The sequence below is a fragment of the Danxiaibacter flavus genome (assembly GCF_041060425.1).
Classification (GTDB): Bacteria; Bacteroidota; Bacteroidia; order Chitinophagales; family Chitinophagaceae; genus Danxiaibacter; species Danxiaibacter flavus.
Map to the genome: position 1 here is coordinate 1,284,013 of NZ_JAULBC010000001.1, position 23,539 is coordinate 1,307,551.

Genomic DNA, 23,539 nt, shown 5'->3' on the forward strand with positions numbered 1-23,539 from the left:
TCCCCTGATTCTTTATAGTTGAAAACACATTGTCCTGCGAAAAGGAAGAATTAGTTTGATGATAAATATTTTTCTTTGATGACAGCTACGTGATGCTGCTCATGACCGACGGTTGCTTTTAAAAATTCTTCTACTGTAAGCTCGAACTTCCATGCCATGCCAGTGAGCTTCAGTTGTTCCGGCGACAGAGACTGAATAAAACTCAGTGTTGCATTGCGAACATTTTCAAAGTCATTTAATAGTTGTGACAAACTTAGCTCATCGAACCGGCTATTTTCAACAAGCAGATTCTGATCATAACCAGGTAAAGTGGTTTTGTCCTTTCTGCTAAAGCGGAGGGCCCTGTAGGTCATAATTCTTTCGTGGTCTGTCATATGACCAACAATTTGTTTGATGCTCCATTTGTTTGGTGCATAACGGTAGGTGGCTTTGCTTTCTCTTAGTGATTTAAGAAGGTCAATTGCTTCTTTGGATGCAAATAATTGCTGGTAGTCTTTCCCTTCCACCAACTCGATGTAGTAGGGGAATCCGTCATTTACAGTGTGCTTCATTTGTGAAATGGTTGGTTGAAAAGTTGTTTACATTTTGGTGAGGCAAAAATATAATAATTGATAATTGAAATTTGAAAATTGAAAATGAAACCCCTGTGGATCTCCGTGTCTACTCTTGTCTTTTCTCAGTGTAACAAAAAGTTTTTATTGTATTCATTATCAATTTTCAAATTTCAATTGTCAATTAGTTTCTACATATTTTGCCAGTTTTTCAAGCGATGAAATTGTACCGGCTTCATTATCTGCCGGTTTTATTCCAGCGGGAATACCGGTAAATAAAAACGTGACACGTGTGCCCATTTCAACAGGCTCAAATGTTATTTCAATCATCATCTCGCCAGCAAAATCAGGATCGGTTGTATTAAATTGAACAGCTTCAACTATTTTCCGATTAGGGATCAGTTCAATAAATCTGGCTGTATATCTATCTTCTTTGTCTGCGGTTTTTCCTGCATGTATGGTTGCTTTATCAGGATAAAACAGGGACATTTCGTAGCCTCCTCCAACCCTTAGATCAAAGTGGTGAATCTTCGCAGTCATATCACCGGGCGCCTGCCAGATTTCCAAAGCCGAAGGGTCAGTAAAAGCATTGTATAACTTTTCCGGAGTAGCGTTAATGTCCCGATAGTTTTTAGTTGATTGTTTCATTTATGAAAGACAGTTTTTTTAAGCTAACAATATGTATAATAGTTTTGCTAATTACGATCTTAATCTTTCTCAACATAGAAACTCGCAACCTGTGTAATTACGGCTAATGCTGCCATTGCAATTGCCATTGTTTTCAGATCAAGCAAAAATAAAAACAGTGCAGCAGTTAGAAACATTCCACATCTGAATAGTCCAAGGTAAGGCATGTTAAGTCTTTTTGCTGATTTCGGCGCAGCAAATACTCCCCATAAAATGATACAACCTGCGGTGAGCAGGATCGCCAAAGTATAATGTGTAAGCGTATTAGATCCGGCTTTATAGGCGAAAAAACCGAAAGAATATAACATCACTAATTCCATTATGAACACAATAACCTGGAAGATTGCCTTTAGCATGCGCTTTTGATGAGTTTGATTAACTGATCAAAAATATTGTTTTTTGAATATTGCAGATGCCAGGGAGAAGAAAGAATATCGATTGTTAAGCTTATTGATGGCATTATAGCAAAAAATTATAACGCCCCGTAGTTGCAGTACGCTTTCGCTATGATGCAAAATTTAGAACCTGGCGATTTATAATTTACGCGGTCTGTAAATATCTGTAATGAGAAATTTTATAGTGGTATTGCCAATATTTGTTCCGGAGTCAATCAGCGGGCCACTAATCAAAGCCATGCCAGTCGGGAAAGTAAGTGTATCGCGCCTGCCTGTAGCCTTTGTGTACAATGCAACCTTGCCGCCTTGCAAAACATAAGCTGTGTGATCAGGATGGGCATGCAGCGCGCAAGTCTCGCCCGGCTTTAGTGTGAATTCATAGACTTTAATGCCTAGCGTGTCGCCCAGTTTTTTAACAAAAGTTCCTCCCATTATATAACTATCCATGGCAGGGTTGTAGTTGGGCATAAACGCTGTATCTACAGTAGCAACAGCTAAAGTGTCCTTAGTCTCTTTTCGTAAGGTGTTAGCAGTTTCGCCGCAGCCATTCAAAAACAAGACTGAAGCCAGTAAATTTAGCATTAAGAAAGTTTTGATTAGTTGCATGGCTGTGATTTTAGAAATGATCAATTTGCCATTCCAGGTACGATCGCAGCGGGGGACGTTCGCGTTCTGTATTTTGGCCTGGCGGAGTATGGAATGCTTTAGTAACTTGCGAATGGCAGATAAAGGTACAAAAGTTTGTTGTTGGCGAATAGCTGTTTTTATGCCCGCGTCGCCCGTTCTCTCATCAATTGAGCCCCAAAAATGTTGGAATAAGTAGTTGTCGAAATGATTGTATTGTCAATTTCGATCCATCCAAAAACATCGTATATTCATTCTGTTAATAAATGCCTGAAACCTCATACAGATTGTCTTGCCATGTTTCATCAAGTATATCGCAATTATATAATCGTTTTTATAATCTTTTTCATTCCTCTGGCTATCTATTGTCAAAAAGATAAAGATCTCTACTCGCCGGATAGTCTTATAAAGGTTCATTTAGCCATTTCAAATAAATGCAGCTATGCTATATTTTATAACGGACAGCCACTTATGCTTCCTTCAGCAATTGATTTGGAGCTGGGAGACGGCACGCGGTTGTCCAGTCACCTGGAAAAACTAAAAATCTCATCACGAAGTATCCATGAAGAAATTATTTCTCCTGTTCCGGAGAAGCGAAGGCATATTCCAGATGTGTACAATGAACTAACTGTTCATGCAGGTGATAAGTTCTCGATTATTTTTCGCGCTTACAATGATGGAGTTGCATACCGCATAGCCACGAAATTCAAGGACAGTATTGTTATTAAGAGCGAAAGGGCTGAATTTAATTTTACCGCTCAAACAAACGCATACTATCCCGAAGTGAAAAAGCGTAATAACCAGGATATCTATCACACCAGTTTTGAAGAACCTTATCAATATAAGCCACTGGATAGCATCTCCAATAAAATCCTTGCATTTAGTCCTGTGCTGGTAGTTCCATCAACTGGTCCGAAAGTATGTATCACAGAGTCCGATCTGGAAGATTATCCCGGTATGTTTATCGCCGGTACGGGAAGCAATTCGTTACGTGGTGGTTTCGCACCATATCCTAAAAAGGAAGTGATATTAAAAGGTGAATATTCGCAGGTGTATGTTTCTGAAAGAGAAGATTATATCGCCAATACCAAAGGTACGCGCAGCTTTCCCTGGCGTGTATTAATGATTGCGCCTCATGATAAAGATCTTCCGGCAAATGATCTTGTCTACCGGCTTGCTTCACCATCAAAAGTAAAAGATGTTTCATGGGTTCGGCCGGGAAAAGCGACTGATGAGTGGATCATTACCGAGAATTTGTTTAACGTGCCTTTCAGGAGCGGCATTAATACTGCGACGTATAAGTATTATATCGATTTCGCAAAACGTTTTGGGTTTGACCGGATCATGATGGATGCCGGTTGGAGCGATAACAATGATCTGTTCGCCGTTACGCCATCCCTCAACATGGATGAAATTGCTGCTTATGCAAAACAACAAGGTGTTGGTTTAAGCATGTGGACACTTGCCATGACGCTGGATAAGCAGCTGGAACCAGCGTTGCAGCAGTTTAAGAAGTGGGGTGTTGATTTTATCATGACCGATTTTATTGATCGTGACGATCAAAAAGCTGTTCAGTTTTATTACAAGATTGCCGAAGCCTGTGCAAGGCATCAGATCATGATTATGTTTCATGGTGCTTTTAAACCTGCTGGTTTTAATCGCACGTATCCGAATGCAATTACAAGAGAAGCAGTATTGGGTTCAGAGTACAACATCTGGAGTGATAAGGCTAATCCACGTCATAACCTGCTATTGCCTTTTATCCGCATGACCGCTGGTCCGATGGATTACGAACCTGGAATGCTGGATAATGGAACGGAAAAAACATTCAGACCAATAGCTGAAAAAGTAATGTCGTTGGGAACGCGTTGTCAGCAACTGGCAATGTTTGTCGTGTATGATAGCCCGATGCAATTCTTCGCAGGAAATCCTTCCCAGGGTTTGCTTGAACCTCAGTTTATGGAATTGTTGGGAAGTATACCAACAGTGTGGGATACAACAATTGTACTTGAAGGAAGGGTAGGTGAGCACATCGTTACCGCGCGGAGAAAAAATAATGATTGGTATATCGGAGCAATGACGAATATGCATGAAAAGACGTTCGTCATTCCATTAGATTTTCTTGATAACCGAATTTACAATGCCACTATTTGTGAAGATGGTGTAAATGCAGACAGGTATGCGTCTGACTATAAACTGTACAGCAAGGAAGTCTCTTCAAATGATTCGCTTACTATTAAGATGGCTCCCGGAGGCGGGTACATGGTGAGGTTAAAGAGGAAATAAATAACAGAAAATGAATGCCGAGATTTTTGCCTCTGAAGCACCGAAGCGCAGGATTTTTACCACAGAGGACACAGAATTTTTTTTCACAGAGTTACATTGAGAAAAGTTTTGGAGGCATTAATTTTATATAGATTGCAATATTGGGGATATAATAGTTTTGAAGTGCGTCGTCGATGAAGCGCTGAAATCCGCACAGATGTTTTATTCCAAATCAGTCCCCAATTTACTGTGCTCTCTGTGAAAAAAAACTCCATGTCCTCTGTGGTTAAATGTTTTACACTAATAAAGGCTCTTTGCCTGTTTCTTATTCCATAAAATACCTGCCAGCACAAAGAAGATGCCTGCGAACGTGAACGATTCACATAATCCCATTCTGTCGCTTGCATCTGTTGGGTGTGCAATAAGCCTTGGGATATGTAACAATAGAAACCATCCGGTCAACATAATACCCGAAAGCAATGAAGCCCACTTACTAATACCCGGAACAAAAATTCCAATGCCGCCGGCAATAAGACAAACTCCGCAGAAATAAGCCCAGAATGTGCGAAAAGGAATATAGGCAGGAATGAAATCTGTTACAAATCCGGCGAACTTAAAATGTGCATAACCTGATGCAACGAAAAATGTAGAGAGAAACAGTTTTCCTGTTAAAATAAAAATGTTCCGCTGGCTTTGGGTGTTGCCTGTATAACGCTGCGGATCGTCCAATATAAAAGTGCTGCCAACAATAAGTGCACCGCCAAACAGCGCCACAGATTTATAAGTGTTTAGCCAGTCATTCATAAATTGCGGTATATGCCGCAAAACAGAAAATATAAAGATCAGCGCAGCAATTGCCATTGATGCCCTTGCGCCTTTTTTGTTTATTATAATTGCTACAGAGGCTGTGATAAGAATTGCACCTGATATATACGCAACGATTGAAGTTAAATTGAACGGCAGACTCCATGCAGGCGGACGTCCCACAATAAAGTCTTTATAAACAAAACATAGAATAGCCAATCCGGCAATGCCTATCGCAAACATAACACGTCCAGGTAGTATGAGTTTATTCATTCTTAATGGATTTAGTGGAAAAGGCTAGCGAAACATAAAGTACGTATTTTCTGTTAGTAATGCAAGATGCAGAAGGCGAGAGTGTGTAAGATGTTAGATGTACGATGAAACCAATGTACGATGTGCGGTGTTAGATGTACGATGTGGGTGGATGAAATTACAAGTACGAATTATGAAGTACGAAGTACGGATGCCGCAAAGTTTTACCTGAACAATTTTAAAGTTACCACGGTTGACGTTTTTTTGTCTGTAGAAAATTAAAGCCTCAATTTCAAAAGACCAATGGCTAATAGCTCATAGCTGCCTGAAACCTTACGCCTCACGCCTCACCCCTCATCTATCCCTTCAACAACTTAAAGTAAGGCGACTTCTTAACCTGTAACACCAGCTTGGCTACGCATTCAGATTTTTTCTTTCTTGCATAGCCATAACTGATCTTAAAAATGCGGGCGACTTCTTCCATGGAAATGCCACTCCAGCAAAGTTGTAAGAACTCTTTGTTGCTTTGGCCGATCGTATCCAGCTTTTCAGTTAGCAGATCTCTGCGTGCTTGCTGCATAAGACATTCATCCGCCAGTTTATTGCTATTGTCGTCGATGTTTTCGTATTGGGTAGTATCTGTCAATAACAGTTTTTGCGCTTTTCTTTTGTGAAGCTGGCTCAGCCAAAGGTTTTTGCAGACCATATAAAAATAGGCATCGAACGGACAGGTTAAGATAAAACCTTTCGTTTTAGCTCTGTGATAAATGGATAAAAGTGCATCCTGGAACACATCCGGAATATCAGCTTCCGTGCCATTGTTCTGAAGAATCATCCATTTGATCTTTCCGGAAAATCTTTGATACAATTCATTAAGTACTTCAGCGTTGTTGGTGAGTAATGCGTCAATATATTTTTGATCAGGGTGGGGAGCAGGTTGAGTATTAGTCTTTCCAGGCAGGCCTGCGTCTTCTTTAAAAGTAGCCTGGGGAGAATGACCTCCGGTGACGTTTAGTGTGACTTGCATACGGCGGTTTTTATAAGTTTTGAACTAAAAAGCAAGATGATGGATCGTGCAATAATCAGGGTGTAAAAGTAGCGCTGTGAAAGCCCGTTGAACAGGGGGAAATGACTGTTTTTTGAGTGGGAAATAACCGTCAAAGAGCAGGTGGTATTTCACAATTTAAATGGTGCAAAACACACAGTTTTTCCTGGAAAATAAGGTCAATTATCCCGGCCAAAATCGTGTCTTAACTTAGATTAGAAAGAATATTATTTATTATCAGGGAGTTAGCTTCCAAATTTTCACGGACGGAGGTATAAACGTTTTTTTGGTAATATGGAATAGACGCTTATTTTTGCATCCCCGCGAGGGAAAGTTCCTGGTTTAATGGGGAATTAGCTCAGCTGGCTAGAGCGCTTGCATGGCATGCAAGAGGTCACCGGTTCGACTCCGGTATTCTCCACAGACTTTTAAAAGCCTTGGTCATCAAGGCTTTTATTTTTTAATGTAATTTCGATCTCCCGCAGAGTGCCAATGCTATTGTGACATAATTGAAAACGATTATTGCTACCAGCACTTAGAGAACAGCATAGCTCTTAAAACTTAACCTGGTTAGATTTTTTGTCAAAAAAATAAGATTGCAAAAATTGTAATGCATCCGAACATGCAAGCTTTCAACGCATTCTTTTTTCGCCGAACCAACCTGCGCAGATAGAAATGAACCAGGGACCATATTAATCTTCCAGGAACACTTAACATGTACAGTAATTCGTAATTGGCCAACTGATTCGCGTTTTTACAAAAGGGAAAAAGTCTTCATTTATTCAACAGCAGAGCCATATTCATAATTTTCTTTTACTCATGGGCGTTTACCAATAATCAATTATCAAAAGCCTCAAAGCATATTAACAGAATAATTTTGCTGCTTGTACTGACCCGGTGTTAAACTGGTTTTTTTCTTGAACACTTTTGAAAAATAAGGAAGGTTATCAAAGCCTGTTTCCTCCGCAATTTGAGCCAAAGGCATGTCAGAAATTGTTATCAGATATTGAGCTCTTTCGATTCTTTTACTGTGAATATAGGAAAGCGGTCGCTCGCCAGTAAGTTGTAAAAACAACCTGGAAAAATAGTCAGGATGCAGGTTTACTTTTTCTGCCAGGTTAGTAACTGTAAGTCTTCTGTTTAAATTAAGCTGAATAAAGCCTATTAGATTTACAACTTTTGATGGTATAGCACTAACATCTTTATGCAGGAACATTTTCGAACTCAAAAACCTGGAAAGCAACTGCAAGATAATGCCCTGTGTTTCCAGAAATGCAGAATCACTTTGCATGTTATTCAGTTCTTCATATTCTTTGTAAAAAATGTTCTTCTCATAAACTTTCGGGTTATCCGAACGATTGATTTTTCTGAAAGGATTAATCTGTAAGAGTCTCTTATAATTAGTAATATCCATATCAGCAGCTTTTATTTTTATAATGGTTCGGTTATTATGAAAAAGTGAAATTCCATCAGGTGAATCTTCAAAGAAATGAATAAAATACTGGCTCATATAAGCGGGGCACTTCAAATTGCATAAAGTGAAGCTTGGTATAATATACATATACCCAGGTTCTAATAACCAGGTTTCTTTTTCGTTGTAAACATATCCCGTTCCTTCATCTATGAGATACAATCGAAAATATGGACTAATTACATTTTTGTAATTCCATTTTGTGTTCAACTGTACATGATCAACGTTAAGTAATGTGAACGAATGTTTTAAAATCCTTCTGCTCATTCAGCTTAATAATAAAAGATTGTCAATAATTAAAAGTCGGATTTGTATAATACAAAGTCGAATCTATAGAATATTTTCCGCATCTCGCCAACATAAGTTTGCGTAACGATTGTTAATAGCAAATACTGAAAAATGGTTGTTGTAAAAAGAAACTGTAAGATATACGACTATCTCTGAAACTCTTGCTATAAAAGGATGCCCTCTGGATTTTCTGAATGGAATTATAAAAGAAGTTCATAAAACAGGATACGAATTACTAACGAAAATTGTTATAGCTCCTCAGCATAGTTAAGAAGGAAAGGCAACGAAACATATAAAGCCTGATATAACGGTATTATATAATGGCGTTTGCAAATCAAAAAATACAGCTAAACACTTTATCCTGGTAAAAGCCGGGAAGTGTAAGAGAACTTATTCTTTCACAAAAATATTAGTATGCCATCATACTTTATTGTTAGCCCGAAATTATTATATTATCTAACAAAGATTTACCATACAAAATGTAATGAATGGTAACTCAATTTTCCTGGTAGTAATTTTATTAATAACAACAGCCTTACAGGTTATGAATAGAAGAAAGTTAATTAAAAACGCTGTGGCCTTGATGCCTGCTTTATGGTTAAAGAATCAGAACCTCAATGCCGGCTTTCTATCGTCATCACATGCTTATACAGAAGGTCCTTTTAAACCGGACTGGGCATCTCTTGAACAGTATCAGACACCTGACTGGTTTCGGAATGCCAAGTTTGGCATCTGGGCCCACTGGGGGGCACAATGCCAGCCTGAATATGGTGACTGGTATGCCCGCGGCATGTACCAGGAAGGTAGCGAACAGTACAAATACCATCTTAAAACCTATGGACATCCTTCTAAATTCGGATTTAAGGATGTAATTCATGAATGGAAGGCAGAAAACTGGAATCCTGAAGAGCTCATTGGTCTATACAAAGCAGCAGGTGCAAAATATTGTGTGGCGATGGCCAATCATCACGACAATTTTGATAATTACAATAGCCGGTATCAGCCCTGGAATTCGGTTAAGCTCGGGCCCAAAAAAGATATCATTGACGGTTGGGCGAAAGCTGTGAAGAAAAACGGTCTTCACTTCGGGGTCAGTGTTCATGCCGCCCACGCATGGCTTTTCTATGAGGCCGCCCAGCGCAGCGATAAAGACGGTGCTATGAAAGGTATTCCCTACGATGGTACTTTAAAAACGCCAGCTGGAAAAGGTAAATGGTGGAACGGTTATGATCCCCAGGATTTATACGCACAGAATCACCCTTTAAGTAAGGATAGTTTCAATGATGGCATCATTGGAAAACAATGGGATTGGGGTAATGGGGTTACACCACCATCAAAAGAATATATCGAAAACATATATAACCGCACAATTGAACTGATTGATAACTACGAGCCCGATCTCGTGTATTTCGATGATACTGCACTGCCATTCTATCCCATCAGCGATGCAGGCTTGCACATAGCCGCTCACATGTACAATACCAATATTAAAAAGCATGGCACATTGCAGGCTGTTATCACGGGAAAAATATTAAACGAGCAGCAACGCAAATGCATGGTGTGGGATATTGAAAGAGGCCAGAGTAATAAAATAGAGCCGCTGCCGTGGCAAACAGATACCTGCATCGGGAATTGGCATTATGACAAGCGTGTGTTTGAAAACCATAATTATAAAACGGCAACAACGGTCATTCATACACTCGTTGATGTAGTGAGTAAAAACGGCAATCTACTGCTAAATATTCCTGTAAAAGGCGATGGTACGATAGACAGCGATGAAAAAGAAGTTGTAAAAGGAATTACTGCCTGGATGAAAGTAAATAGCGAAAGTATTTACGGTACTCGCCCTTACTCCGTAATGGGAGAAGGTCCGGCAATGCAGCAGGCAGCCGCTTTGACAGACCAGGGATTTAATGAGGGAAAAGGAAAACCATTTACTGCAGAAGACATTCGTTTTGCGCAGAAAGAAAATCTTTTATATGCTACAACATTAGGCGTTCCACAAAAAGAAGTATTGATCAAAACCTTAGCCGGAAAGCCTGTTGATGATGTAAAGTTGATTGGCTATCCTGATACACTAAATTGGAAAAATACACCAGGCGGCTTATTAATCTCAACTCCAGACAAAATGCCTACTGATATATCTTCTGTATTTGTAATTACTGGTGTGGTTTAACTACGCACGATCAAACATCATCAAAAGCAGTTTAAAACTATGAAAAGATATTGCCTTGCGCTTGATTTAAAAGATGATCCACGGCTGATAAAAGAATATGAGCATTGGCATAAAAAAGAAAATAGTTGGCAGGAAGTGAACGATAGTATCCTCAAGGCTGGTATTGTTAACATGGAAATTTATCGTACCGGTAACCGGCTTGTGATGATTATGGAGACAGATGATTCTTTTGATCCCATAGTGAAAGCACAAATGGATGCCAGCAACCCAAAAGTGCAGGAATGGGAAGCGTTGATGTGGAAATTTCAGCAGCCGCTGCCCTGGGCAAATGATGGCGAGAAGTGGGTAGAGATGAAAAGAATTTTTTAAATTAATTAGTGTGTCCTGAAGATTGATCCGGATCAGCATTTCTGAATTGTGATCTCTTTCGCTATGGTTTTACCATAAGAACATAACAGTTGTATTGATGCCAGGATTTTCCCGACAACTAGGGGCATGCTTATGTGCTTGAGGGGGCAATTGACGGGAAAGCATGTCGGACATGAAGATACAAAGTTACAATCGCCACATACCGATGATGTAATGAATAAAAGCGCTCGTTATCTTAGAATTAAGGTGCTGAAAGGAATTCCCGGAATCTGGGAATTTATTAGTTGTAAAAGCAAAATCGTGATGAAAAATATATTGGTCATAATCTGTTGTTTGCTTATTACCATTTGTTCTGTTGGTCAGCAGCAGGTTGAATGGGGGAAATGGAAAATTTGGGGCGACCAGGGTAACGGAATTTACGTCAATCCGATTATCCCATCAGACTATAGTGATATTGACTGCATTCGGGTTAGTAATGATTACTATGCAATATCATCTACATTCCAGTTCTCTCCCGGTATGACCATTCTGCATTCCAGGGACCTGGTAAACTGGGAAATAAGCGGAAACATCATAGACGACTTAACGCAAATAAGCAATGAACTGAGCTGGACACACATGAATCGCTATGGCAAGGGAGTATGGGCCGGGACCCTTAGATACCATAACGAACGTTTTTACCTGTTCTTTGGAACACCCGATGAAGGATACTTCATGACATCTGCTCCCACCGTCAAGGGACCGTGGGAACCACTGACGCAGCTCCTGTCGGAAGCAGGTTGGGATGATTGTACTACTATGTGGGACGATGACGGGCAAGCGTGCTTCATAGGAACTCATTTTTCAGATGGGTATAAGACGTATATGTTCAAAATGTCTGTGGATGGAAAAAGTATAGATCGGAAATCTGCTGTTTTAATTAACTCGGGGGACGGAAGAGAGGCTAATAAGCTGATAAAAATAAACGGATGGTATTATTTGGTTTTTAGTGAGTATAAAGCAGGATTGGGACGTTATGTGATGGCAAAACGTTCCCGGAAAATGATGGGACCTTATTACGAGGAGAAACAACTGGCTTTGTCAAATCGTGAGGCTATGGAACCAAATCAGGGGGGTATCATACAAGGTATGGATAATAAATGGTATTTCTTGACACACCATGGAACAGGCGACTGGAGCGGCCGGATTGTGAGCCTGTTACCTGTTACGTGGGTTGATGATTGGCCAATCATAGGCGAAGTTCTTCCGGGGAGTATTGGAAGGATGAAATGGAGCGGCGCTATGCCTTTTATAGACAAGAAAAAATTAAATATTAATCGAACTGATGACTTTGGCGATGGAAAACTTTCTCCGCAATGGCAATGGAATTACCAGCCGCGACAAGAAATGTTCTCTCTGTCGGTACGTCCGGGATGGTTGCGTCTGAAAGCTTATACGCCTTTAAAGGTCAATAAATTGATGACTGCCGGCAATACACTCACTCAGCGTTGTTTTAGAAAACAGGACAATGATGTTATTGTCAAAATGGACATTACAAATATGGCAGACGGGCAAAAGAATGGCCTGTGCCATTTTTCTTCGCAGCACGCAGCCCTTGGTATAGTAAAAGAAGGGAAAAACAGCTATCTCGAATACAGGAAAAATGACAGTATAACAAGGGGACCTCAAGTCCATTCGCCATTTATTTGGTTGAAGTCTCAGTGGGGATTAGACGGTAACTCACGGTTCTTCTACAGTCTCGACGGAGATAATTTCATAGCCTTTGGTGAATCTTACCAATTGGTATGGGGAAATTATCGGGGTGATCGTCTTGGAATTTATTGCTTTAATGATAACAATGAAAAGGGATTTGTAGATATTGATTATTTCCATTATCAATAGATGAACAAGTTTGTATACTTGTTTAGAAAGCTACTCTTATCGGTTAAGGTATAAACCAATTCAGCATCCCAAAACTTGCATGGCATGCAAGAGGTCACCGGTTCGACTCCGGTATTCTCCACAAAAAGGCTGTAAACGAATAGTTTGCAGCCTTTTTTTTTGGTGCTCGATGCATGGCGAGCAAGGGTGTCCACTTTGAAGTGGAATCTGAAGGAAGCTTAAGGCAAAGTTCCGGCCCGAGGAACAGGCTGGATATGTGTTTCTGACAGACCGTTACCTGAATGCACGGAAACTAAATTAAGAAACCGCCGTATACCGAACGGTACGTACGGTGGTGTGAGAGGACAGAAAAACAAAATAGATTCCGGTGATTAGATAATCAACAACTTGTAACGCTAATTTCTTATAGTTTCGACAGATTCTTAATATAGGTACCTTTTATGCGCATGAAATTTAAAAAGCGATAGCACAATTTGTTTAGCATAAAACGGTGAAAATATTATAAGGAAGCTCGTAAATCACGTAAATTAGTTTCCGTTTGCTGCTATAACCGACACAGGAGTTGGACAAGCGCTTTTAAAGTCAAAAAAGTAATAGCATTCATTTTACTGTAATAAAATATCTTAAGACTGATTAATGGATTTCTTCAAATTAGAACAACATCAATCTGAGTTACTCCGCCCATTTCCCGAGATTTTTGAATTCGGTTACGAGAAGTATAGTACGATACGTTTAGGCTCATTGGAGCGACATTTGAACCCGGGCATTGAGATTTGTTTCATCAAAAAAGGCCGCTATAACTGGGTTATTGAAAACGAACAATACCTGCTTTATCCTAAAAATGCATCGGTAACAATGCCGTGGGAATATCATGGCAGTAAAGAAGGCTTTTTAGATATAGGTACCTTGTTTTGGGTAATTATTACGCCCAGGTCCTTTACCCCTGACGGCAAACTGCAGTTAAGCAACTCATTTTCTCAAGATCAACATCTCACAGAGGCAATTGGGAAAGTATTCGTCTCACGTAAACAACCCGTACTTCAGAATGGATCTGCACTTGGAAAAATTTTTGAAGAAATGGCCATCGAAATTACCCAGCAACCGTTGGGATTTAAAACGAGAGTATATTACTTGCTATATGACCTAATGCTTACCATGGCAAGAAATCTTCTTGAGGAAATGCCGATGAAAAAACATACGGCAACAGACCTGCAGAAGCTAAACAGCGTTTTGCATGAAACTCTTGATCACGATTGGAGCGTGGAAGAGATGGCTGCAGTGGTTGGCAAGAAAGTTACTTCATTTACCTCCTTTTTAAAAAACAAAACCGGGCTTACTCCGATCAATTATCTGATAGAACTTCGTATACAGGAAGCCAAAAAGTTATTGCTTGATGAAAAAAATAAAATTTCTGATGTGGCGTGGGAATGTGGGTTCTCGTCAACACAGCATTTTTCAAACACTTTTCGTCAAAAAACCGGCGTTTCTCCGTCTACATTTATTAAGGATAACCATAAAGTTTGAAAGTCATCTGCGTCGTGGGTCTGAAACATTCCAATGGAATGACAGTTTCTACATGCAGAGCAAGGTGTATTAATGAATGGCAGTTCAATAGACTTCCCGGGCAAAGCAAAAGATCAATAGACGAGAGCCATTACCTGCGTAATTTTCCCCTGCCCCTCACTTAAAAAAGGGGCAAGGATAAAATTATTTTTGGTCCGTCAACCTGGTCTGGAACTACATACTTAAAAGTTCCCTGAAGCAGAATGTACTTTTAGATAGAAGTATAAAGCCCAATCCTGGTCATTAGCGTAAGGATCATAGAATTTGCCCTGTATTCCATCCACCGTAGCCGGGTATATATACGCACAACTTGCGCGGCCATCTTCTTTGAAATTGAGAAAATTGTTATCAAGGATCTTTAATGCCATTTCCCTATATCTCTTTTTTCCTGTACACTCATAATAAAGGAAAAATGCATCAGCCGAAGTAGTACTCCAATAATGAGGCATAACATCTCCCCACATCTCCCGCTTGCCGAACCAATAGCCATCCCAATGGCGTATACCAATTTCATTTAAATGAACATCAGGTTGTTTGCCTCCAAATGCCTCTAATGAAGGCATCTGCGCTTCCGCTCCGTGTAAATATTTTTCATCCCTGGTTACCAGATATAGTTCACATAGAAAGGCGACAGAGGGGCCGACAATTGATTGTTCATAATTCACCTCGTGCTTTGGGTAGAATATTCCGTTTGCAATATTGTGATCGCCCATTAATTTGAAGTCATTCAAAAGAGTATCATATTCAGCTTTTAGCCCTTCTTTCAGAAGTGCATTTAAACCTCTTCGCGGTTCAATACAAAGCGCATAAAACTCATGTCCAAATTCTTTATAAAATCTCCTGAGTGTTCCATAGTAGTCCATTAAGTAAGACCTGTTCCCCGTGAGTTGATAGGTTTCAAGATACAAAGCAGCGACAAAAGGATAGTTGTAACCACGGTGCCTACTCGTTTTAGTAGCATTTGAAAAAACCTTGTAATCAGGCGTCTGAAGACGCTGCCGGACAAATTGAGTGTACTTCATCAGTGAATTATACACCGCTGAATCCTGATGAGTTTGCAGCCATTTTGCAACTACCGCACCCATTGCAAGTCGCTCGGCTCCTTCATCGTGATCTGCGGATTCTGCATTCAGGAGAATTTCATTCGTTTCATTGTCATAAACCATGTATGCCCCATAGCGCTTGTCATTAACATCATTCATTTGCTGGCGGCTTACAATAAAATGAACCCGTTTGCTGATCAGATCTTCCGGCTTGCTGATGACCAGGTAGTTTAACCATGTGCTCATCCCTTTGCCATACGGGATTGTGAAGGTTTGCTCACCCGGGGTTTCCGCAGGAATTTTTAATACCTTCTGCTCTTTGTCTGATGAGACTGTTGCAACCAAAGTATCACCCAGGTTTACTACATATTTTGAAGCTTCCACCTGCTGAAATCCCAACGATCTTGCTTTTGCAAAAAAGTCATTCCAGTCATTGTGCCAAAAAAGCTTCCATTGCAAAACATATTCTTCACCGGCTGGTATTGTAGTATCTGCAATGTTCAAAACTATTGTACCTCTTACATTACTCGAAGAATATGCACCTCCGCCATCTTTACCTCTATTTTCAATTGAGTAACTCTTCAGTGCACCTTGCGTCAACACCAAACCCAGGTGCGGCCCAATGCCATCCATTCTTACTGCGTTGACGTATGATGAATTCATTCCGGGCCATATATGCGTGTTGCATCTGTTGGTCGCACATGTTTTGGCGTCCGGATAGTTGTCATTATAAGGCGTATAGATTCCGAACTCACTTACATTAATTGCGTTTTTGGAAGTGTTGGTAAATGTATATGTTTCGTTAGCCAGCGTACCGCTCCAATTTCGTTCCACTTTTATTCGCAAACCCTGAACTTCATAAACAGCATTTGAAGATGTTTTATGAATTGATAACGATTTTGGGTCGGCCCAGGAATATTTCTGACCATTCACTGTAACTTTCCCCAAACCCCAGTCTTCATACGGCTGCTGCCAGGTGGGAATCGAATCCCGGGATGACATGATCCAATTCATGTTATTTTTATCCCTGGCGGATGAAATGTTTGTAATGGCGCCGGAAGTGGAGTCTACATGAATGGAAAACTGGCCATAGCCGAGAATACCAAGGAATGCCTGCGTGATAACCAGAACTATATACTTCATCGTTTGAAATCTTTTTTTAATTATATCCCGGATTCTGTTTAATAATACCATTACTTTGATTTACAACATTTCTTGGGAGCGGGTATAGTAACACATGCTCATCAACGTTAAACCCGTCATCTTTTGCACGCTGGATATACATTCCCCAACGGATTAGATCGTCCCTTCTTACTCCCTCCGCCCACAATTCGAACAGACGTTCATTTTGGATCGCAGTTCTAAATGTCCCGTTGTTGAACGCGGTTATTGAATAAGGTGGCAATTTACCATGCGTAACATGCACGTCGTTTAATAAGTTCAATGCCTCTTGTGTCGGTCCGTTATTCTGTTCATTAAGCGCCTCTGCTAAAAGTAACTCCACATCAGCATAACGCATCACAACATAATTAACACCGCTGTTCTGTTGATCCGCATCTGAAGGATCGGGGCCGTATTTTATCATTGCGGCTCCGATATCTCCGGCAGCTTCTGCGTCCTTGTGAGTTGTCGCGCTGGTTGGATAGACTTTCAATACATATTTTAGTCGATAATCTGACGGATCAAATTTATGATATGTTTTCCATGGCATCCGGTATCCTCCCCACTGGTAACTATTACCTCCTGTAGTATCATAATAATCCGACGGGAGATAGTGCGGCCGGTAGATATTGACATAGTCTCCGCCAGTTGGCGAGCAAACTATTGCGAGTATAATTTCGCGAGGGTCAGTATTCTTGTTATTAATATTAAACAAGTCTCCGTATTGAGGTTCCAAACTATAACCCATTGCCTGTACTGCTTTTCCTGCATTTATTGCATCGCTCCATCTTTTCTCCTGCATATATAATTTCATTAAGCTGGTGTAGCAGGCTGCCTTAGAAAATCTTCCATAATTGTCGCCGGTAAATTTGTCCGGCAATACAGCAATTGCGTCTTTAAAGTCCTTTTCAATATATCCGATCATTTCCTCTTTTGTGGGTCTTGCCAAAACAGGTGCATTTGGATTGTTCACCTCATCTGCATTTAGCCTGGCCGGCACTGGCCCATAGTAGAGATAAAGTATTTGCATATAATAGGCCCTTAAAGCTTTTAGTTCGCCTATATATTGAGCTTGCAAAGACGCATCCATCGAAATACCCGGAATTTTTGAAAGGCTTACTGTTATCTGAGATATATATTGAATTAAGCGGCTGTAGTGCCCGGTAACCGAACCGAAATCTGGTGTAAACTCAAGCCTGTTCAATGCTTTCCACGAACCACCATCATCCCAGTTACACACCGCTTCATCGGTGGTTTGCCCGGCCTGTGTTGAGAATGAGCCTTGTGCCGAGCCCCAACCAGAGCCCCAGGCGGACATCAACCCCGGATATGCTGCATTTACTGCAGCTTTTGCATCATTCGCTGTTTTATAAAAGTTTGTCTCAGATAAAGATCCATAAATCTCTGGCTCTAATTTTTTGGAGCACGCAGTAAATAACAGCGGGATAAAAATCATCAAAAGACAACCGGTAAGCAGTTGTAGCCTATTTAAAATGCTTTTCATAATTTCTAAAAATTTTTTCTTTTAAAAAGGGCTAGAATGTCATGTTAACTCCTAAAACATAGCTCTTTGCAAGAGGATAATAATTGCCCTGGTCTAATTCAGGATCTAAGCCCGGATATTTTGTGATAGTAAAGGGGTTTTGTACATCAAATGATACCCTTAGTCCTGTAAAAACATGCTGTTTTTGTGTTATTGAGTTTGGCAGAGTATACCCAAGCGTGATATTCCGGCAACGCAAAAAGCTCCGGTCAATTATCCAATAGCTTGCACTGTTTTGAAATTGCGCATATTTTGGATCGCTTAGTCCGGTTGGAAAATCTCCATTAGGATTCGCAAAGCTCCATCTTGTAAGGCTCACCGGCATCGTGTTCCAACCATATGTACCCATAAGCGCTGCCAGGCTGGCTATTCTGTATTGGCCATTTGGTGAGTAGGGGCTAACTCCTTTACCAGAAAGACCCGAGAAGAAAATGGTGAAATCAAAATCTTTATACCTAAGCGTATTTCCTATACCAAAATTAAATTTGGGATCTCTGTTGCCTAAAAGTGTTTGGTCGGCACTTGTTATTTTACCATCGGCGCCGGTAAGGTTGCCAGCTGCATCATACCCGTGAATATCTTTAATAACCAGTCCTCCCGGAATCATATCAGGCATGAGTGCCGACTTCTCTCCATTGCCCTTGTATATGCCCTCAGAGAGGTAACCATATATTCCATTAAAAAGAGCATTTTTGCCTGTTGGCTCTTTGAAGCGCTCCAGGACAGCCAATGCTTCCGGAGCTCTTTTTATCCAATAATTAAGATAGTGCGAAAAGGTAATATTCGTGGTCCATGTAAAGCCGCCCGCTTTTTTACTTACAATGTTTCTTGATTGTAATCCTATATCATAGCCCACAGATCGTGTGGTGCCGGCATTGCTCCAAACTCCTCCAACTGTAAAGTCGGCAGGAAATGGTACGTACGATAACAGGTTCCTGATAGTTTTATTAAAATAATCAAGCGATCCTGAAAGTCTGTTATCAAATAACCCAAAGTCTACTCCCACGTTAAGATCACTTGCAGTTTCCCATGTTAAGTTTGCGTTATTCGCCTGGGTAAGGGAAATAGCTGTATTTGGGACGTTATTGCCAAACAATGGGCTGGAAACAACACCGTATGCTGCAAATGCATTATTTCCAATATTACTGTTACCCAGTTCACCATATGAAACTCTGAGCTTTAGTAAGCTTACAGGTTTTACCGCTGACATAAAGTTTTCATCTGAAATCAACCAACTGGCAGCCGTACCAAAAAAGTTACCCCATTTCTTGTTGTCTGCAAATTTATCTGAGCCATCTCTTCTAAAGCTTGCCTGCAAGGAGTATTTATTTTTTAGCGTATAAATAACCCTGCCTACATAGGACGCCCAAATATTCTTGTATTTTCCTGATCCTACGGTGGGTTTGGCGCTTTGTCCGGCCCCCAGATTATAATAACTGAAAACGTCTGATACAAAATTTTGGTTTGATCCGGACAGGTTATCCCCACTCAGTACGTTATAAGAGTATCCGGCAAAAGCATTCAAAGTTTGGTACTTGCCTAAATCGCGACTGTAGCTTAAGGTATACTCCGTGAGGGCTATATTAGAATTATTATTTGCCCTGCTGGCCGAGCCGCCATTGGCCGCTGATGCCGAAAATGTAGATGGCAAATAGGCATCCCTGTTAGCAACAGATTGGTCATAACTGAAAAGGGCCTTTGCTTTTAAATTCTTTATAACCTCCCACTCTATAAACCCTGAAGTTAGCAAACGAGAAGTATGCACTACGTTGTCCACCAGCTGATAAGACAATGGGTTGGGAACAGAAGTATACCGTGGATTAAGCGGAAAACTTCCGTCAGGGTTTTGCAGCGGCAGATGAGCGGGATAATATAATGCCGCACTTATTATCCCTCCATTTTCATATAACCCCCCGGTACCTGTGGTATGGGAAACAGAATTAGATGTAATTAAATTGACCCCTGCTTTTAGCTTATCAGAGATCGCCTGATCAATATTGATTCGCGAATTATACCGCTTATAATCGGTACCAAGTAAGACACCTTTTTGATCCAGGTAGTTTCCTGAAATGAAATAGGAAGTTTTGCCATTCCCGCCGGATAAGGATAAGTCATACTGAGTAATATAGCCATTGCGCTGAATTGCCTCCATTGCATTGGGCCGCATAGGTGTTGTGTCGATTTCATGTTGGCTGAACCGAGGTGTAAATCCCGGGGAAACAGCATCGGCGGGTACCGCTCCATAGTAAGGAGCAACATTATTTGATTGCATCCATCTTTCCAGATCTATAAGGTTTACCTGGTTCATGTATGTTTTTGTATCCAGTACTTCAAACATTTTCGCGGTCTTTTGTACCCCGTAATTCCCATTGTACTGTATCCTAACCTTTCCCGATTTTCCTTTCTTTGTAGTAATAAGAACTACACCAGCACCCGCCCTTGCTCCATAAATTGAGGCTGATGCTGCATCTTTTAAAAATTCAATTGATTCAATATCATTAGGGTTGATAAAATTAAGCTCACTTTGATCCGTTCCTCCAAAGTTTCCTGAAGGACCTTCCGGAATACCGGCACCGCCATTAACAGGAACACCATCAATAACATATAAGACCCCAGCGCTTGCATTGGAGGGATTGCTTCTTATTTGCACACTTACGCCCGCTCCGGGTTGCCCGGTAGATTGCACAACCTGAACTCCGGCGGCTTTTCCCTGAAGGCTCTGTGCAAAGTTCGTCGAAGTAGTAACGTCTAAGTCTTTCCCTTTTACCGAAGCAATAGCCCCTGTAATATTCTTTTTCTTCATACTTCCATATCCAATTACCACTACTTCATCTACTACCTTCACTTTGTCCTTTAACGAAATATTGAGGCTTTGAGAAGCGGTTATATGAATTTCGTAATCCTCATACCCTATGTATGAAAAAACCAATATCCCTTCTTTTTCAGGGATGATAAGCGAAAATTTCCCCTCCTCATTGGTTGAGGAAGTAACTGTTGTATTTTTCAAGGTTATTGTGGCTCCGGGCAAGAGATCACCTTTTTCATTTTTTACTATTCCGCTAACTGTAAGCTGAGTTTCTACTTCACTTAAACCGGTTGCCGTTTTTAGGTATCTGCTTTTTGCATCGGCCTGCAAGCAGCTGACCGTTAAAAATATCATACTCAACTTAACAATTAATAGGAATTTTCTCCTCAGCAGTTTTCCTGCTAAGGCAATAGGCTTATTTCTTTTTTTCATGGTTTGCAAGTACTTTAATGTGGATAATACAGTAGTTTGTTAGATGTTGGCGCGTCATTTTTTTAAATTCACCCTGGGTTACGAATTTTTTTATGATAAATCTGTTAAGTTCAAGACTTGGATATTTTAAGCCGGTCTTATATCAAAAGCGCTATTATTTGCATATATTCTAAATTGACAATCGCCCACCCTGGACTCCATTTGCACTGTAATCAGTTGAAAACGATTGTTTGTAAACATTTTTTGCGGCCCAATAATTTTGGAAATGCCCGCTTACTTCTCTCTGTTCTCCGTAGGTATATTTTTAAAACATGTTTCATCTAGCCTATCCTCTTGTAGCTGATTCTTTTGGCACAAAATGCCTTGCATTACGTAGATCACAACTTTCCTTTCCAGTAAAGGTTAATTCAACTTAGAAATGTGCGCAATCGTTTTATGCTATATCAGTCAAATAAAATTATTCGGATTATCAGAAGTCTTAGTGTAATAAATCACGACAAAAAAATTTACAACATCTTAATAGGGGGAACACAGAACGATTAAAGCGTTGATAAAAAAATATAGACTAACATCGCCAGGGATGTAGCAGCTTAAATTTGAGACAATCGAAGTGATTTAAATTATTAGGGAATGACAGGCATTTTACAAGAAGATCATTTGATTTATTTTTTATGTCTGGAACGGAAATAATGTCAACTACTTTTTTCAAAAGAAGTTTAATTTCAAAATCAATAGCTTCAGTTAAATCTCCTGTTTTTTAAACAATCGGTTTGAGCTTAGGATGAATTGGGGCAATCATCTTGTTTGTCCCAATCATCAACAGTTGATATATATCGTGCAGAAAGGTGCACTGCTTCCTTATAAAGTGTAAGTCTCAATCCAACATTCCAAGGTCATTAGAGGACAAGGCTAAAAAAGTTACAAATTAGCCGGAAATAAAGTCGACTAAATTAAGCCGGTTTACATCACAAATGTTCCGAAAACATCGCGAGAGACATACAAGCTGTTAGTTAATAGTACAGATCAGTGAACAATAAAGTATAGATGGAATAGCTCCTCATTACTGAGCACTAAAACACTAGTAGGATTTCACGAATAAAGGATCATCACCAGAAACACAAACTCAACTTCCGGCATCGGCACCTTAGAATAAGCATTTAGCTGTTGTCGTGTTATAAAATATTCATGCCTGTTAAAAATAGATTTTATATTTGGTAGTAAAATTACTACCTTAGCCTTTTCGGAAAAAAACGAAAAGCTCTTTCACATGAAGTCAAAACAGTTCCACAAAATGGTTAGAAAGAATGGATGGCGGCTTTTAAGATGCGAAGGAACAAGTCACTACATTTACGAAAAGGACGGGAAAGTGGAAGTGATTCCTTATCACGGATCAAAGGAAATGGGTGAGGGTTTACGAAAAACACTAATTAAAAGGATGGGGCTGAAATAACCCCTCTTTTCAATAAAGAGATTAAATAACTAATTAGTCATGAAAAAAATCAAAGTTATTATAGAGCGGGCCGGCGATGGCACATTTAGTGCTTATAGCGAAAAGGTTGACGGTATATATGGCATGGGGGACACACCGAACAAAGCCAAGGAGTCTGCGTTAAAAAGCTTGAATCTTTTTATCAAAAATAACAACATTAAATACATCCCTAAAGAGTTGCAGGGGAAGTACGAGCTTGTATTCAAGTTTGATACTGAAAGCTTACTGAATTATTACAAAGGAATTTTTTCCAATGCCGGCTTAGAGCGATTAACAAATATAAATCAGAGGCAATTGCAACATTATTCTTCTGGCTTAAAAAAGCCATTACCCAAGCAACGGAAAAAAATTGAAACCGCCTTGCATCAGTTGGGAAGAGAGCTTTTAAGTGTAGAGCTTTAGGGGGGACTTTTTGTTTGACGCGCTGGTGAACATATGATGACTTCTCACCGGCACACCATTTAATAGCTCACTATACTTGGCGCATAGCTACTTAGAACAGCTGAGTAGCTATTTTTCAAGTTCTAATGCATTCTAATGCAGGTCAGGGTTGTAAAAAAAGGTTCATATTTCTCCTTACCCCCCGTGTCTCCGCGGTTTTTAAAACCTTTGAGCTTCTTCCCGTCTTACCGCCTTAGCGGCAAAAAAACGTAGTGTTTCTCCCTGCCGTTGTGCCTCCGTGGTTTTAAAACCT

Annotated in this window: 17 protein-coding genes and 2 tRNA genes; 9 read left to right on the forward strand and 10 right to left on the reverse strand. The window is 40.2% G+C overall.

All coding sequences use genetic code 11. The features are described 5' to 3' along the window. Positions 1–50: 50 nt before the first annotated feature. The 4 genes from QTN47_RS04930 to QTN47_RS04945 all read right to left on the reverse strand — a co-directional run bounded on the left by QTN47_RS04930 (position 51) and on the right by QTN47_RS04945 (position 2,239). Entirely contained in the window at positions 51–551 is a 501-nt protein-coding gene (locus QTN47_RS04930; protein ID WP_369328215.1) for a DinB family protein, read from the reverse strand. Between the two features lie 180 nt (positions 552–731). Further along, positions 732–1,199 (reverse strand): SRPBCC family protein, encoded by a 468-nt coding sequence (locus tag QTN47_RS04935; protein ID WP_369328216.1) that lies wholly within the window; start codon positions 1,197–1,199, stop codon positions 732–734. A 59-nt stretch (positions 1,200–1,258) separates the two neighbouring features. Then, the gene (locus QTN47_RS04940; protein ID WP_369328217.1) at positions 1,259–1,594 is read right to left on the reverse strand and encodes a YrdB family protein; all 336 of its coding nucleotides are present in this window, start codon (positions 1,592–1,594) and stop codon (positions 1,259–1,261) included. 177 nt (positions 1,595–1,771) lie between these two features. Further along, entirely contained in the window at positions 1,772–2,239 is a 468-nt protein-coding gene (locus QTN47_RS04945) for a cupin domain-containing protein (protein WP_369328218.1), read from the reverse strand. Positions 2,240–2,554: 315 nt separating this feature from the next. Here QTN47_RS04945 and QTN47_RS04950 point away from each other — a divergent pair, with 315 nt between their 5' ends. Then, positions 2,555–4,543 (forward strand): glycoside hydrolase family 97 protein, encoded by a 1,989-nt coding sequence (locus tag QTN47_RS04950; protein ID WP_369328219.1) that lies wholly within the window; start codon positions 2,555–2,557, stop codon positions 4,541–4,543. A gap of 279 nt (positions 4,544–4,822) precedes the next feature. Here QTN47_RS04950 and QTN47_RS04955 read toward each other — a convergent pair whose 3' ends face one another. Both QTN47_RS04955 and QTN47_RS04960 read right to left on the reverse strand, forming a co-directional pair. Beyond that, on the reverse strand, positions 4,823–5,599 hold the full coding sequence (locus tag QTN47_RS04955; RefSeq protein WP_369328220.1) for a DoxX-related protein: 777 nt from the start codon (positions 5,597–5,599) through the stop codon (positions 4,823–4,825). A 337-nt stretch (positions 5,600–5,936) separates the two neighbouring features. Next, positions 5,937–6,605 (reverse strand): RNA polymerase sigma factor, encoded by a 669-nt coding sequence (locus QTN47_RS04960; protein ID WP_369328221.1) that lies wholly within the window; start codon positions 6,603–6,605, stop codon positions 5,937–5,939. A gap of 365 nt (positions 6,606–6,970) precedes the next feature. Here QTN47_RS04960 and QTN47_RS04965 point away from each other — a divergent pair. Next, positions 6,971–7,044: transfer RNA gene (locus tag QTN47_RS04965), tRNA-Ala, on the forward strand. 432 nt (positions 7,045–7,476) lie between these two features. Here the strand turns inward: QTN47_RS04965 and QTN47_RS04970 are convergent. Beyond that, complete coding sequence (locus QTN47_RS04970; protein ID WP_369328222.1) at positions 7,477–8,361, reverse strand: helix-turn-helix domain-containing protein; 885 nt, start codon at positions 8,359–8,361, stop codon at positions 7,477–7,479. Between the two features lie 565 nt (positions 8,362–8,926). Here QTN47_RS04970 and QTN47_RS04975 point away from each other — a divergent pair. The 5 genes from QTN47_RS04975 (at position 8,927) to QTN47_RS04995 (ending at position 14,332) form a co-directional block, all read left to right on the forward strand. Then, positions 8,927–10,558, forward strand: a complete 1,632-nt coding sequence (locus QTN47_RS04975) for an alpha-L-fucosidase (protein ID WP_369328223.1) — start codon at positions 8,927–8,929, stop codon at positions 10,556–10,558. Positions 10,559–10,597: 39 nt separating this feature from the next. Next, positions 10,598–10,927, forward strand: coding sequence for an L-rhamnose mutarotase (locus tag QTN47_RS04980; protein WP_369328224.1), 330 nt, complete (start codon positions 10,598–10,600; stop codon positions 10,925–10,927). Between the two features lie 303 nt (positions 10,928–11,230). Next, positions 11,231–12,808 carry a glycoside hydrolase family 43 protein gene (locus QTN47_RS04985; protein ID WP_369328225.1) on the forward strand — a complete coding sequence of 526 codons (1,578 nt, stop codon included), beginning with the start codon at positions 11,231–11,233 and terminating at the stop codon, positions 12,806–12,808. A gap of 43 nt (positions 12,809–12,851) precedes the next feature. Then, positions 12,852–12,929: transfer RNA gene (locus tag QTN47_RS04990), tRNA-OTHER, on the forward strand. Positions 12,930–13,444: 515 nt separating this feature from the next. Further along, entirely contained in the window at positions 13,445–14,332 is an 888-nt protein-coding gene (locus QTN47_RS04995) for a helix-turn-helix transcriptional regulator (RefSeq protein ID WP_369328226.1), read from the forward strand. Positions 14,333–14,553: 221 nt separating this feature from the next. Here QTN47_RS04995 and QTN47_RS05000 read toward each other — a convergent pair whose 3' ends face one another. From QTN47_RS05000 to QTN47_RS05010, 3 genes are read right to left on the reverse strand one after another with little or no spacing between them, the layout of a single operon-like run. Beyond that, on the reverse strand, positions 14,554–16,557 hold the full coding sequence (locus tag QTN47_RS05000; protein WP_369328227.1) for a hypothetical protein: 2,004 nt from the start codon (positions 16,555–16,557) through the stop codon (positions 14,554–14,556). A 16-nt stretch (positions 16,558–16,573) separates the two neighbouring features. Further along, a complete protein-coding gene (locus QTN47_RS05005) occupies positions 16,574–18,079 on the reverse strand; it encodes a RagB/SusD family nutrient uptake outer membrane protein (protein WP_369328228.1) in 1,506 nt (501 codons plus the stop codon). 31 nt (positions 18,080–18,110) lie between these two features. Continuing rightward, on the reverse strand, positions 18,111–21,356 hold the full coding sequence (locus tag QTN47_RS05010; RefSeq protein WP_369328229.1) for a SusC/RagA family TonB-linked outer membrane protein: 3,246 nt from the start codon (positions 21,354–21,356) through the stop codon (positions 18,111–18,113). Positions 21,357–22,623: 1,267 nt separating this feature from the next. On the opposite strand from QTN47_RS05010, the gene QTN47_RS05015 reads away from it, so the two are divergent. Continuing rightward, positions 22,624–22,806, forward strand: coding sequence for a type II toxin-antitoxin system HicA family toxin (locus QTN47_RS05015; protein ID WP_369328230.1), 183 nt, complete (start codon positions 22,624–22,626; stop codon positions 22,804–22,806). A gap of 39 nt (positions 22,807–22,845) precedes the next feature. Beyond that, positions 22,846–23,247, forward strand: coding sequence for a type II toxin-antitoxin system HicB family antitoxin (locus QTN47_RS05020; RefSeq protein WP_369328231.1), 402 nt, complete (start codon positions 22,846–22,848; stop codon positions 23,245–23,247). Positions 23,248–23,539: the final 292 nt, after the last annotated feature.